At 51.7% G+C, this 14,294-nt stretch carries 7 protein-coding genes; 5 read left to right on the forward strand and 2 right to left on the reverse strand.

Annotated features, from left to right (window positions below; all coding sequences use genetic code 11):
- The first annotated feature begins 84 nt into the window (after nt 1-84).
- Nucleotides 85-1,020 (forward strand): Rpn family recombination-promoting nuclease/putative transposase, encoded by a 936-nt coding sequence (locus KMZ15_RS02955; protein ID WP_223694028.1) that lies wholly within the window; start codon nt 85-87, stop codon nt 1,018-1,020.
- 21 nt (nt 1,021-1,041) lie between these two features.
- Here KMZ15_RS02955 and KMZ15_RS02960 read toward each other — a convergent pair whose 3' ends face one another.
- A complete protein-coding gene (locus KMZ15_RS02960) occupies nt 1,042-3,279 on the reverse strand; it encodes an FUSC family membrane protein (protein ID WP_223694031.1) in 2,238 nt (745 codons plus the stop codon).
- 104 nt (nt 3,280-3,383) lie between these two features.
- On the opposite strand from KMZ15_RS02960, the gene KMZ15_RS02965 reads away from it, so the two are divergent.
- The 4 genes from KMZ15_RS02965 (at nt 3,384) to recD (ending at nt 12,815) form a co-directional block, all read left to right on the forward strand.
- Complete coding sequence (locus KMZ15_RS02965) at nt 3,384-3,629, forward strand: ChaB family protein (protein ID WP_223694033.1); 246 nt, start codon at nt 3,384-3,386, stop codon at nt 3,627-3,629.
- The gene (recC, locus tag KMZ15_RS02970; protein WP_223694036.1) at nt 3,622-7,107 is read left to right on the forward strand and encodes an exodeoxyribonuclease V subunit gamma; all 3,486 of its coding nucleotides are present in this window, start codon (nt 3,622-3,624) and stop codon (nt 7,105-7,107) included. Before KMZ15_RS02965 ends, recC begins: the two co-directional genes overlap by 8 nt.
- A 165-nt stretch (nt 7,108-7,272) precedes the next feature.
- Nucleotides 7,273-11,064 carry an exodeoxyribonuclease V subunit beta gene (gene recB / locus KMZ15_RS02975; protein WP_223694663.1) on the forward strand — a complete coding sequence of 1,264 codons (3,792 nt, stop codon included), beginning with the start codon at nt 7,273-7,275 and terminating at the stop codon, nt 11,062-11,064.
- The gene (gene recD, locus KMZ15_RS02980) at nt 11,061-12,815 is read left to right on the forward strand and encodes an exodeoxyribonuclease V subunit alpha (RefSeq protein WP_223694039.1); all 1,755 of its coding nucleotides are present in this window, start codon (nt 11,061-11,063) and stop codon (nt 12,813-12,815) included. Before recB ends, recD begins: the two co-directional genes overlap by 4 nt.
- Here recD and mltB read toward each other — a convergent pair.
- On the reverse strand, nt 12,810-13,943 hold the full coding sequence (mltB, locus tag KMZ15_RS02985) for a lytic murein transglycosylase B (protein ID WP_223694041.1): 1,134 nt from the start codon (nt 13,941-13,943) through the stop codon (nt 12,810-12,812). The two genes, recD and mltB, sit on opposite strands and share 6 nt — an antisense overlap.
- Between the last annotated feature and the right edge of the window lie 351 nt (nt 13,944-14,294).

Genomic DNA, 14,294 nt, shown 5'->3' on the forward strand with positions numbered 1-14,294 from the left:
GCCACAAAATTAGCCATCCGGCTAGGTGTTCATCCGAGTCCGATCGAGTCAGAATAAGCCGACTCATTACACGGCGAGGGCAGAATGAATACACTATCGATGCCACATGATGCATTGTTCAAACTTTTTTTGATGGATGTGGATATCGCCCGAGAATTTTTGCAAATCCACTTGCCTTCTTCTTTGCAACAACAGTTTGATTTTAATACGCTGGCTCTTGCACCCGGCGCATTTGTTGAGGCTGATTTAAGCCAGCATTATTGCGATATCGTTTATTCAATCCGTGTGCTCAAAGGCCAAGGAGCGGCATATATTTTGCTCGAGCATGAAAGTGCTGTGGGGAAGCTGACGCCTTTTAAGCTGTGGCGCTATCAAAGCGCGATCATGAAGCAGCATCTTAATCAAGGTGACACGCTATTACCGGCTGTATTTCCGATTATCTTTTATCGAGGCACAACTGCTTATCGAGGCCCGCTTAGTCTTTTGGATTGCTTTCGAGATAAACCATTGGCACAAGAAATGTTTGTATTAATCAAGCCCATCCAACTGATCGATTTGTCGGCAATAGCAGACAATATCTTGATGACACATAAGCGTTGCGCGGTATTGAAATTAGCTCAAAAGTATATTCATAGTTTGGATTTACAGCAACTCGCGCCTAAAATTTTTGAGCTTTTTGAACGCTATCCATTATCCATTGAAAAGAGAAAAGGATTGCTATATTATCTAGCAAAAGAAGGCCGGGGATTGGACGAACATTTTGTCCAATCTATGATCAGCATTGCACCAAATTATCAGGAGGACATTATGTCTGCTGCACAATATTTAATTGAGGAAGGACGGCAAAAGGGCTTGCAAGAAGGCTTGCAAAAGGGCTTGCAAAAAGGTGAGCGTCAAATGGCTCTCACCATTGCTGAAAATATGTTGAAATCAGGCGCTGCCCTAAATTTCATCAAACAAGTCACCCAACTTTCTGATGAGAAAATTGCAACATTAAAGCTAAAGCAGTTAAGCCACTAAGGCTTGCATTTGCTGTGATTTTTAATGTGTTGGGGCAGGCAGTTGAATCGCGCCTGCATCTTTACAGATTAATTGCGATACAGTAACCATCTGTTTGCACTGGAGTGCAAGCAGCTTTAATTCTTGTACGATTTCATTAGGCTCAGTATTCGCTTGTTCGGCCTCGATGACCATTGCATCCAATCTGTGCGTTAGCTCTTTTTTGATCTGCGCAAAATCACTTTCTACCTGCGCGCCTGCTTCTGCTTGCATCAGATTTTCGCGTATTGCACTCAGTGCATGGGCGAGCGCAGGGTTGTCAGCTGTGCCGTCTGCCGCTAATAAAGGTGCAGCTGCCGCCATTTGTGAGGCAAGTGTATGGCTTTGGATTAATAAGTCGTTTATTTCAGCTACGAATTTTTGTTGTGCCTTAGGTTCTAACATCATGCGAGCAAATGCATTGCCTAGATTGGCAAAGGCGATCTGTGTATTTTTACGCGCCAACCGACAGCGGAAGTCGTTGCTGATGGCGGGTGAAGCCGGTAGAGCGTTAGTCGTGGCTGTTTTGCCGGCGCCCATGCAGATGGCGTCGAAATATTGCCGCATTGAAGCAATCATTTCTTTGACCAGCGGTTTCATTACGCGATATTCCCAGTATGGAAATAGGTGGCTAATGCCAAGCGCAATGGCGCCGCCAATAGCGGTATCGAGTGCGCGCTCACCAATCAGTCTCATGCCTTCTGGTGCGAGTAGATGATATAAAAGTAAGACATAAGAAGACGTAAAAACCACGCTTGCAGTATAGTTAAAAAGCACCAGGCTATAGCTCATGACCATGCACGTGAACATCACGAGTAGTAGAGTGACAGGGGATTTCACTAGCAAAATCAAAGCAACGCTCGCAGCACAGCCAATGACTGTGCCAATCAACCGTTGCGTATTGCGTTGTTTAGTGAGAGAAAACCCCGGTTTCATAATGATCACGATGGTTAAGCAGATCCAATACGCATTAGTCAGAGGCAGTAGTGTGCCGATCCACAGTCCGAGTGCCACGGCGATGCTCACGCGTAGCGCATGCCTAAAGCTGGGTGAGGCGATTTTCAAATTTGAAAAAATCTGCCGTAGTGGCACATGCTGGCGCTGTAAGAAATGCTGCAAGGCTTTATCAAGTTGTAATTCAGTGGTGGGCTGAGGATTATCGCTGCGCGTATTGCGATGCATTTTATTGAGCAGCCTTGAGACACTCCAGACGCGCCGGAAAGCGGCGACGAGCATTGCATAAGCTTCAGGTTCTTGTGCCGGGAAGGCTTTTTTGCGCTTAACGTCAATTTCAAATTCAAGGGCGCGCAGTTCAGTTTTGAGGGTGACAAGTTGTTGCGAAGCGCTGTTTTGCGATACGGCAAGCCCAATATTTTCAAGATCGCGGGCGCATTTTCGTAGAAAATCGTGGAAAAAAATAAGCACATCTGAATCTGCAAATACAGTGCGCATTAAAGTGTAATCTACGTGTGCGGCAACCACGGTTTCATGCAGATCTACAATATTGATAAACAGATTAAAAAGCATGGTGCGCCGTACATCGAGGTGTCCTGCGCGCAGCACAGGCAGATTGCGCAGTACAATGCCTCGCGCGACGTCGTGTTTGTCGATGGCGGCAATTTGTTTAAGCACGAGTTGCTGGTGGCACTCGTCAAGATCGTTATTCAGTTTGTAAAAATTGGCGCGGGCGCGCAGATATTCGGCTGTCGCAAACATGCTTTCGGCAATCGATTGCTGTTCAATACGCTCGGCTTGCCAGCGGTTAACTAAAGTACTCCAATAGGTATACCAAAGTCCGCCAAGCAATAACCAAGCGGCATTCATTAGTGCCTCTAAGACAGTGAAATGGTTGCCCAGGGTGGCAATCATCATAAAGAGCGTGGCAAAGCTAATTTGCAGCCATTTATCGCCATACACCACTAACATTGACAGAGCAAAGCTCAGGGGCGCAATGGTCACCCATAGCGGCAGCGGGGCGCCGGTGGCAAGGCCGGTCGCAAATGCCGCAAAAAAACCAAGCAGCGAGCAGAGCAGCATATCGTTATGTTTATGCTTAAGCGGTCCTGGTTTATCCACTGCGCAGACGCCAAGCGCGCCGGTGGCGATGGTAAAACCTAGCGCTCGGTCGTGAAATAGCGCAAGCATTAACACCGCCGGCAACGAAATGCCAAACGCGATGCGTAGCCCTCCATAAAAATATTGGCTATATAAGAACTTTTTAATTTGTGTTGAGTAGCGCATGGAGATAAAAAAGCCGGTACGCCTCCACCAGGCGGAGGGTAAGAGTCTAGCGTATTTTTGTGAAAGTGGTATTCTGTTATTCGGGTTGTTTTTCGGAGAACGCTATGCCTTATAGAGAGATCAATGATTTACCCGAAAGTGTACAAGCGCATCTCCCTCAGCATGCACAGGAAATTTACAAAGAAGCTTTCAATCATGCGTGGGACGAATACCGTGATGAGAAAGACCGTAGAGATAACGCTTCACAAGAGGAAACTGCTCACAAAGTAGCGTGGGCAGCTGTCAAGCGCTTCTATCAAAAAGACGCTAACAGCGGTCAATGGGTGCCAAAGCAAAAATCGAATGCTTAAGCTGTTTTATTCAAATCGCTATGAAGCGCTGACGGATGCTTTGCTGGATAACCTGGCCGATGATAAGTCCGATCCTTGGTGTGCCACTTCTATTATTGTGCCTAGCGTTGCCCTGCGCCGCCGCCTCGAATTAGATATTGCTACGCGCTTTGGCATCTGCATGAATGTCGACTTTGCTTATTTAGCACAATGGCTATGGGCACAAATCGGCCGCATCTATGAGATTCCTAAGCATTCTCCCTTTGCGCCAGAGCGGTTGGTATGGCATTGCTACCATTGGTTGGATGCGCGCACATGGCCGCATGAGGATAAGGAGAGACTTGGTGCTTATTTGCAGGCGGCCGACGATACCATGCGCTATGAGTTTGCCGAGCGTGTTGCAGTGCTCTTTGATCAATATCTAACCTACCGCCCAGACTGGCTTACCGCCTGGTACGAAGGTCGCTCGCTGATGGCTCGGCGCTCGATGGCGCCAGGCCAGACGCCAAATGATATTGGCATAGGTGCTACCTGGCAAAGCGATGAGCGCTGGCAAGCACAATTATGGCGTTTAATCTTTGCTGAGCTTGCAATGTCAGGCGAGAGCGCACCCGGCGCCTATCGCTTTCTCAATGAAGCCTCTACGCTGAGTTCAGAGAGCGTGGCGCGTGCCGGCTGGCCTAAATCTGTGAGTATCTTCGCTTTACCCGCAATGCCGCCATTGCATATTGCTCTATTGCGTGAGCTGGCGCGCTGGATCGAGGTGCGCCTATATGTGATGAATCCTTGCCGTGAATATTGGTATGACATCGTCGATGCGGCTCGGGTGACTGAACTGGCATTAGGCAACAAGGCTGATTATCACGAAACAGGCAATCTGCTACTGGCTGAATGGGGCCGGCAAACACAGGCGCAGTTACATTTATTGCAAGAGCTAAGCGAAGGCACAGTCAGTAGCGAGACTGCGCACTATATTGAAAACGATGCCTCGACTTGGCTCGCAGCGTTACAAAATGCTGTACTCAATTTGCAACAGTGGCCAGTGCCGCCAGCGGTAGGCGAGGAGGCTGCGACCGGCATCGAAGTGCATGTTTGCCATAGCCTAGTGCGCCAGCTTGAAGTGTTGCATGACCGGCTACTCGCGCTATTGGATGAAAATCTTTCATGGACGTCGTCCGATGTGCTGGTGGTGTTGCCTAATTTGGCCGCCGCCGCCCCGCTGATTGATGCGGTGTTCGGCGCGACTGATGGCAAGCGCCGTATTCCTTATAGCATTACAGGGTTGCCGCTTTTGCACACCAACCCGATGGCGCGCGTTTTGTACGAAATGCTCGACCTACCGGCACGCAACATTGGCGTAGCAAATTTAATCGAATGGCTACGCACTGACGCACTGGCCGCGCGTTATGACATTTGCCAAGCGGACAAAACTCAGATCGATGCTGTCGCCTCTATGCACACCCAGGACGGGAGTGATGCAGCTGTCTTCGAAACGCTCCGGCTATGGCTTGCCACAGCGCTTGCCCGGCGCGGTCTGGCGCCATCCAATGACACCCTGAGCAGTCATGACAGCCTCAGTGCGCCAGAACGCCACACTTTTGCCGACGCCTTAATGCGGCTCTATCTTGGCTATGCTTTGCCCGCTGGGGCGCTGCCGATTGAAGGTTATTTGCCTATACTCTCTGTCAGTGGCGCTCAGGCTAGCCTGTTAGGTTCTTTGTCACGGTTCATTGATGATCTGGCTGCCTTGGCGGATGAATGCGCGTTGGCTCGCCCGGCAGCCGCCTGGCGCATTGTTTTGCTCAATGCCATCGAGCGTTTTTTCGTAACAGATGCTGAATCAGCCCAACCAATCGCTGATCTACGCGCTACGATTATAGAGCTCACTGAGGCGATGGAAGCTGGGGGCGCAAAGCAGCCTTTATCAGCAGCCGTACTGCGCTTGGCGCTTGGCCGCGTGCTTAATCAGCCAGTGCGGGGTGGTGTGCCAACGGGGGGCGTGACCTTCTCTGCGCTGACGAGCTTGCGGGGTCTGCCCTATCGTGTCGTCTGTCTGCTTGATATGGGGGAGGGTGTGTTGCCGGGTAAGGTGCGGACAGATGAGTTTGACCTGATGGCTAGCTTCAGCCAGCCGGGAGATCGCCAACGGCGCGATGATGAACGTACTTTGTTTCTTGATTTGGTGCTTGCTGCGCGCGATTGTTTATTGCTGGCTTATACTGGCCGTAGTATTCGTGATAACACCCCACTGCCCAGTGCTGCTGTGGTGAGTGAATTATTGGATTATCTAAGCCAGGCGTTGGCGGGGCCGGATGCTACGCAGACTGAAATGGCGGCGGCGCGCAGGCGCTTTGTGATTGAGCATCCGTTGCAATCTTTCTCCGCCGAATATCTAAGCAATGATGGCGCGCTTTTTACTTATGATTCAGATCGCGCGGAAATTGCCACAGCGCTTAACTCACTCAATGCGCCTTCCGCTGAGAGGAGTGCAGCGGCGTTTTTTAGTGCACCGCTGCCGCTAGAGGAAAGTCAGGAAATCATCTTTGATGATTTCGAGCGCTTCTGGCAACATCCAGTGCGGGCATTATTGCGCGATAGACTGGGTCTCGCCCTGGCTCGTGCTCAGCACGAGCTATCCGATTTTGAGCCGTTCACCCTTGAGTATGCTGGGCGTGATGCATTGGCAAAACGTCTGTTGCCTCTGTTGCTGGCCATAGGAGAGCAACCCGAAGACATCGGGGCCAATCAAACTCAGGGGGTGCCGCCTGTTTTATTCGAGCACGCGCGCTGTATTGCGCAAGCAAGCCCCGAGCTACCGAATGGCGCAACCGGCGCATTTGTGTGCACGCGCGAATTGGATGCACTGGCAGCACTTGCTGCGCGCATTCGTCTGGCCCGTACGGCTGGAGTGGCGAGCTATCCGTTCACGCTTGAACTGGAGCCAAAATGGCCTGATGTCCCATGCTTGTTAGGTGAGCACAGTGCCGCGGCTGGCGGAGGTAGCCGGCTTCAGTTGATGGGTGTATTGCATGATGTCAGTCAAGACGGGTTGATTCTGTATCGCCATGGGCGGCCTGGCGCACGTGATTATCTTGGCGCATGGCTGCGTCATCTAGTTTTATGTGTGATGGCTCCGGCGGGGGTGAAGCTGCGCACAGTATGGCTAGGCAACTCGATGAGTTTTACTTTAAACACGGTTAATGACGCTCAGACCTATTTGGCTGAATTAATTGCGCTTTATCGTGCAGGCCGCTGTGCGCCGCTGCATTTTTTCCCCAAAAGCGCATGGGCTTTTATCAATGATGGAGAGGAAGCCGCTCGTAGAATGTGGGCTGGCAATCAAACAGCGCGGCAAACCGTGGCTGAAATGGATGATGCATGGCTGCAGCTTATGCTGCGCGGTGAACCGCCGGAAGGGGCCTTGGATGCGCGCTTTAAGGCGCTTGCGCGAGCAGTATTGATGCCGCTGAACGAGCATCTTGAGCGAACTGGCAGCTAATCGCGAGTAAAGCTTTAAATTGTCCTATACAGATAGAAATAGGTCCCCCTTTTTTGAGGAAATGGGTGAGTACTTTAGAACCATTTTGGAAAAAGCATATGTACGCAAGACGGCGGATTTGTGGACAGTATTTCGTTTGAGCGTGCGCGCATCGGAGCAAATGCGGTGAGCGCTACGGAGCAGCACAACCATAGTGATGGCGGTGAATTTGATGCGTTCAAGTGCCCGCTTGATGGAGTCAATCTGATTGAGGCATCCGCTGGCACGGGTAAGACCTGGAATATTTGCGCTCTATATGTGCGTCTTTTAGTTGAGAGAGCGCTCGATGTTGAGCAAATTCTTGTCGTTACGTTTACTAAAGCGGCGACCGCTGAACTTCATGAGCGGATTCGTAGCCGTTTGACTGAGCTCGTCCACGTACTGACAAAAGTGGCCGCGTGCGACGATCCTTTTATGACCGGCTTACTGGCTGTGATAGAGCAGAGCAAGATGACGCGCGCTCAAGCAAAGCTCAGGCTTGAATACGCACTACACCGTTTTGACCAAGCGGCAATTTATACGGTCCATGCGTTTTGCCAGCGCGCGCTGCAAGAAGCGCCGTTTGCGGCCGGCATGCCATTTGAATGCGAGCTGCAAACGGATGACGAAATAGTGCGTTTTGAGTTAGCCGTTGAATTTTGGCGTACGCGGATTGAGCCGGCCGCTGCTGCCCATACCGAGTTTGCAGCTTGGCTGGTTGAGCATGGGGCTGGACCTGCAACGCTGGCTGAAGAGTTTGCGCGGTGCGCACAAAAACCGTTAGCACGGCTGATGTTCGGCGCAAATCATCTTAACAATATAGATCAATCCTGCTGGCACAATGATACTGTGTCATCACCGCCGCTGATGACTTTGTTTGCCGCTGCCCGTAGCCTATGGCAAATGCAGCAGAGCGAGATTAAGCAGCAGTTAGATGAAGCATTGCCCGCTCTTAATGCAAATACTTATAAACCCACGACAGTCGCACTGGCGCTAAGCTCCTGGGCACGGTATTTCGATGAGGGCAATCCGTCTATTGCGCTGGGTGAAAAAGCCGAACTCCTCACCGCATCAGTCCTCGAAAAGCGCACTAAAAAAGGGTGTGCCGTACCGAGCCATCCATTTTTCAAGCTAGCGGATGAACTCGTTAGTGCATTACACACGGCCGCTACGCTTAACCGCGCCCACTGGTTATCACTCTTATCTGCCTGGTTAAGCTGGGCAGGAGGCGCTTTACGTGAGAAAAAACGCACCCAGCGTGTGATGTCCTTCAATGACTTGCTCACTCATTTACACGGTGCGCTCAATCAGCATCCCGGACTCGTGCGCGCGCTTAGGCGGCGTTATGCCGCGGCCTTGATCGACGAATTCCAAGACACTGATCCAGTGCAGTTTGAGATCTTAAGCCAGATCTTTGCGCCGCATGGCCCGCTCTTTCTAGTTGGAGACCCTAAGCAAGCCATTTATAGTTTCCGAGCGGCCGATCTATATACCTATTTACTGGCGCGTAAAGAAGCGTATGCATGCTATACGCTGACCGTGAATCAACGCTCAAGTGCAGCGTTAATTGCTGCCTGCAATCGGATTTTTAGCGCGAATCCGGCGGCTTTTGTGTTGCCTGGTCTTGATTATCGGTCGGTACGTGCGCATACGCGTGCACGCGACCTTTTTATCGAACCGCCGCGCTTAAGGTTAGCTTCCGCGGAGCAGCTTGAACCAGAGACCAAGGCGCAGACACCGGATTGCCGCGTTTGGTTATTGCCGCATGGCGACGCCATACTCACTAAGCCACAAGCGCTCAAAGCGGCGGCGAATGCCTGCGCAGCTGAGATTGCTCGCCTGCTTTCGATCGGTGCGCCCATGTCAGAAGGGGCAACGTATATCGGTGCTGTCCCGCTTAGCGCGGGTCAAATCGCCGTATTGGTGCAAACCCACCGGCAAGGAAGCCTGATGAAGCAGGCGCTGGCTGAGTGGGGAGTGGGTAGCGTTGAACTGGCGCAAGTCTCGGTGTTTGAGACTCAAGACGCGGCTCACCTTGAGCATATACTGCTGGCGATTGATGCGCCAGGCGACTTACGCCGCTTGCGTACAGCGCTTGCCACTGACTGGATTGGCCTAGATGCGCTGGCGCTCAATGCAATGGATGCCAATGAGCAGGCGCTGCTAGAGCCTAATCTTCACCTATGGGCGCAAGGGCAAATCGAGGGCTGGGCAGAGTGGATTGATCGATTCGCGCATTACCGTATGCTATGGCATGAACGGGGCTTTGCCTTTATGTGGCGCACGCTCCTGCGCGCTTTGCGTATCGCCCAACGTATCGCAGTTGGCCCCAATGGCGAGCGGCGCTTAACGGATTTAAGCCACTTGGCGGAACTGGTGCAAGCTCATGCGGCTCAGCAAGCGGGAATTGAGCCAGTGCTGCGCTGGCTTGCTACACAGCGTGCCGCGCGCAAGGGCGGCGATGAAGCGCAGTTGCGGCTTGAATCCGATCGCGATCTGGTGCAGATTGTGACGGTGCATAAGGCCAAAGGCTTGGAATATGCGGTGGTATTTTGTCCATTTTTAAATGATGGTGCAATTCGTACAGCGCCCTCAAACAAATTACCTAGTGCGCGCGAATATCATGATGAGCAGGGTCATGCGGTGATTCACTATGGCGCTGACCAAGCTGACGAAGACCGGGCCAAGGAAGCCGCTAGTTTTGAGCACTCAGCTGAGCGTGTGCGCTTAATCTATGTTGCGCTGACGCGCGCAGTTTACCGCTGCTATATAGTGGCTGGCTTGTATATAAGCGGGCCACAACGATCAACTAAGCAAGCGCGGCAAAGTATGCTGAACTGGCTGGTGGCAGGTGCCGGGTATGATTTTTCAAGCTGGTTAGTTAAACCGCCAACAGAGGACGAAATATCCGCCTGCTGGCATGCATTGGCTAATGAATATTCTGTTTTGGACACAACTGAACTGGATGCGCTCAATTCTAAAAAACGTATTGAGGGGAAGTTCATTACGATTGAACCGTTGCCGATGCTGCACCAGCGTGCGCTAAAGCCCTTGCCCGTAGCGCCGCCGGCAGTGTTGCGCGCGCGCGTGCTGCGGCGGCCATCCTTTGTCAGCTGGCGGCTCGCCAGTTTTAGCTCGCTCTTAAGCCATGCACGCCCTGTTGAACCGGCAGAAATCTTATCCGCTGCCAGTCCGTCTGCTGGGGCAGACGATATTGTTCATTTTCCGCGTGGTGCAGCTGCCGGCGAGTATCTGCACCGGTTATTTGAGCTAACAGATTTCACTACGTCAGCGAGCTGGCCTGCAGCGATTGAGCGCGTGTTGCAAGAGCGCATGTTGCCAGCAGGGGCAGAGCCTACTGTGTCAGTCGCCATGATGACGCGTTTATTAAGCGATCTAGCCGTGACAGAGCTGGTGCCTGGTCTGAGGCTTGCTACGGTGGCTGAAAACCGTATTTTCCGTGAATTGGAGTTTACTTTTACCGCTCATGCTCTAGATTTATCCGCCCTGCGCGCACTCTTGAAAACGCACGGCTATCTAGACATTGACTTTGAGGCAAGCGAGCTAACAGGCTATATGAAAGGCATAATCGATCTCGTGTTTGAGCACGACGGCCGTTTCTGGATTGCAGACTGGAAATCGAACCATCTTGGCAATACTGCCGTTCACTATAATCAAGTCGCATTGCATACTGCTATGGCTGCCCATGGCTACCATTTACAGGCGCTTCTCTATACGCTTGCGCTACATCGTTATTTACGCATTAAACAGCCCGCTTATGACTACACCACGCATTGCGGCGGGTACTTATATTTATTTGTGCGAGGCGTGCGTCCAGACTGGCAGGTAGAAGGGCAGGCGGCTGGTGTTTATCATCATAAACCTACAGCGGCGATGATCGATGCGCTGGATCGCCTCATGCATGGAGAGCGCTCATGAGGTCGGGGTGGTTAACGGATAGCTTTCCGCCGACATCAGTTCATGCAAATAATGCAGCTATACTTACGCAGCAGCCACCAGCTGCATCTCTATTTTTAGCGGAGGGTTTTGCGCAGCGCATCAATGCCCTGGCCCTGCAGCTTGGCGCCAGCGCCCAGGCCGCACGTGTTACTGCCCTGGCGGCGGCCGAAGTAAGCCGTGCGGGTTCGTCTGGACATGTTTGCATCGCACTCGATGCCTTCGCTGAGCGCCTCGGTGAAACATCACAGGCGGTGCAGCGGTGGCTATTCTCAAGTGGTCTGGTCAGTGACGGCCAGGCCGCAGATATCGAATTGCTGCCGCTGGTACTGGATGAGGGTGGGCGGCTTTACCTGGCGCGTTATTATGCCTATGAGCGGCGGATTGCACAGGTGCTTGCCGCGTGCGCCTGCTCGGGTCGACTCACTGTAGTCAGCGGCGGGCCAGGCACAGGTAAGACCACGGCAATGGTCGGTCAGCTGGTTCGTCTACTTGAAGCTAACCCGGCACTTCGTATCGTGCTTGCGGCACCTACCGGTAAAGCTGCTCAGCGCATGCTTAGCGCGCTCGCCGAACGTGCCAGCGCTCTACCTGCAGCTATTAAACAGCGCTTACCTAAACACTCTTTCACCTTACACCGATTGCTTGGCACGGGTTTAAAGGCTAACGCTCAGCTTCCTGTGCCGCTGCCCTATGATGTTGTTGTGATTGACGAGGCGTCGATGATCGACGTTGCACTGGCAGCACAACTGGTCGCGGCCCTCGCACCGCATAGTTGGCTTATTTTGTTAGGTGATAAAGATCAGCTGGCGGCGGTTGAGGCAGGGGCAGTATTTGCTGAGCTGAATGTCAGCAAAGGATTGGCCGAGTGTGTTAGCCGCCTCGAACATAATTACCGTTTTGGGCTTGAGTCAGCCATCGGACGGCTATCGCTAGCGATTCGTGCTGGCTCGCCAAAGGATGCATTAGCGGCATTAGTCCTACAGCCGCCAACGTTGCCAGCACAAGCAGACCTCCTATCTGATTCAACAGGGGCTGCAGTCTTGATCGACGATCACGGTGAGACACTTGCAGCGAGTTCGTTAAACCTGATGGCAGACGGTTTCGCACCGTATGCAAAGGCGTTAAAAGACCTGCTATATGCGCTGACTGAACTGCAGGCGAGTCCTGATCTAGGCCCTCTATTTGAGGCCTTAAACCACTATCGGGTATTAAGTGCCGTACGCGCAGGCCCGCGCGGGGTTGAGAAGCTCAATGCGTTGTTAGCGACTCGTGTATGCGCTATGGCCGGCATTCAGGTGGCGAGCGGGGCAGCATGGTTTGCTGGCCGGCCGGTGATGATTACACGCAACGATTATGCGCTTGGCCTTTTTAACGGCGATATGGGCATTGCATTACCCGTTGCGGGAAATAAATTTCGCATTGTTTTTCCAACCACGGATGGCGGTTGGCGTGTGTTATCTTCTGCTGTATTGCCACCTCATGAAACTGCGTTTGCTTTAACTGTGCATAAATCGCAAGGCTCGGAATTTAACCAGTTGGCTTTTGTCTTGCCTGCAATAGCCCATGGCGGGCTCACGCGTGAACTGGTCTATACCGCCATTACGCGTGCTCGGCAAACTCTGACAATATTGGGTAGTCCCAGTGTATTTGGGCAAGCAGTTGCAACCCCAACCATCCGTGCAGCAGGATTATCCGTTCGTCTAGAAGAGGCGATCATGGCGCTCTCATGATCCTGCGCTCATTTGCAAGCGCTGCTTAACTTGCTGGCCAAGCTGGTAGACGCTTAGCGCATAAAAAAAACTGCGGTTATAGTGTGTGATCACAGCAAAATTGCGTAGGCCCAGTTTATATTCGGTTGGCTGCTTAGGAGTGGGTAAATCGATAATATTAACCAATGTGTTCGACTCAGCCTCTAGGTTGAGAGTTTCATTGAGTAATAGGCCTGCTTTATGAAGTTCGCCTAGCGTTCGGCGAGGTTCAATTTTCCCATCTGCGCCGGCTTGCGCAAGGCCTAGGCTACCGCTATCAGAGGCAATTTCCCAAATCACCGGCCGGCCAGCTTCCCAGCCGTGTTGGCGCAGATAATTGGCAACACTGCCAATTGCATCAGCAACGCTCGTACTTAAATCGACCTTCTGATCACCATCATAATCAATGGCGTACTGTATAACGCTGCTTGGCATAAATTGCGCAATACCCACGGCTCCGTTATAGGAGCCTAAAATGCGAGTTGGATCAAGACCCGCAGCACGGGTCCAGAGTAGAAAGGCTTCTAAATTTTTGCGAAATAGCGCTGCACGTTGCAACTGATTTGGCTTCGTTGGATAGTCAAAAGTTAAGGTCGTCAGGACATCCAATACAGGGTGACGGCCCATATTACGGCCATAAAAAGTCTCAACGCCAATGATCCCAACAATAATCTCAGGTGGCACACCAAATTCTTGCTGCGCGCGCTGTAAAATTGCTTGATGAGTGCGCCAGAACTGCACGCCAGCATTAATGCGCTCTGCATTAAGAAACCGTGACTGATAAGTACGCCAATCGCGAGGCGATGCTGCAAGGGACGGCTGTTCAAGTTTAACAACCGCGGCTGAGTATTTAGCTTGCGTGAAAAGCGCGCGTAGCACGCTAGGCTCAAAGTGATGGCGTATCACTAGATCACTGATGAAAGTCTCGACAGCTGGATTGTTTTGATAGCGTTTTGAAACGTTTTCTTTTTCGGAATTTTGCTGTGCCGGTGTGCAACCCGCTACGAGCGTACTCCCTACAGCCAATATTCCGACCCCGCTCAGAAACAGGCAGGAGAGAAATATACGGCGGGCAGCAGAAATAGCTAAAATGTGCGTCGCAGTCATCATGAATAAATAAAATAATATGAATTTGGATCAATATATAGCACGAATGTCCTGTTTTCGCTATAACTCGCCTCTTGTTAGGCGTGCTGAGCAGGATGTTGACAAGCGACCTCTCTGAAGACTGCCGAGCAATACACCAATGCAATGCCACTGGCCGCCCATGTCGAGCAATAATTATTTCACGCTCTTTGCAAAAATTACAGATGCAAAACTGTGACAACAGTCGTAACTACATGTGTTAATACGAAGACCGTTAATAAAGCCAGCCACGCCATAAGCATTCTTCATTTGAAACTCTAGCGAGTAGGTGACAGTCCCCGCAAAGTATAGATATACTCCTTGCACGTGCTGGAA

The organism is Mycoavidus sp. HKI, assembly GCF_020023735.2.
Lineage (GTDB): Bacteria > Pseudomonadota > Gammaproteobacteria > Burkholderiales > Burkholderiaceae > Mycoavidus.

Excerpts from the sequence above, each read along its gene's own strand:
- KMZ15_RS02955 (WP_223694028.1), top strand. The coding sequence starts at position 85 with ATGAATACACTATCGATGCCACATGATGCATTGTTCAAACTTTTTTTG.
- mltB (WP_223694041.1), bottom strand. The coding sequence starts at position 13,943 with ATGATGACTGCGACGCACATTTTAGCTATTTCTGCTGCCCGCCGTATA.
- recC (WP_223694036.1), top strand. The coding sequence starts at position 3,622 with ATGCTTAAGCTGTTTTATTCAAATCGCTATGAAGCGCTGACGGATGCT.
- recD (WP_223694039.1), top strand. The coding sequence starts at position 11,061 with ATGAGGTCGGGGTGGTTAACGGATAGCTTTCCGCCGACATCAGTTCAT.
- KMZ15_RS02965 (WP_223694033.1), top strand. The coding sequence starts at position 3,384 with ATGCCTTATAGAGAGATCAATGATTTACCCGAAAGTGTACAAGCGCAT.
- KMZ15_RS02960 (WP_223694031.1), bottom strand. The coding sequence starts at position 3,279 with ATGCGCTACTCAACACAAATTAAAAAGTTCTTATATAGCCAATATTTT.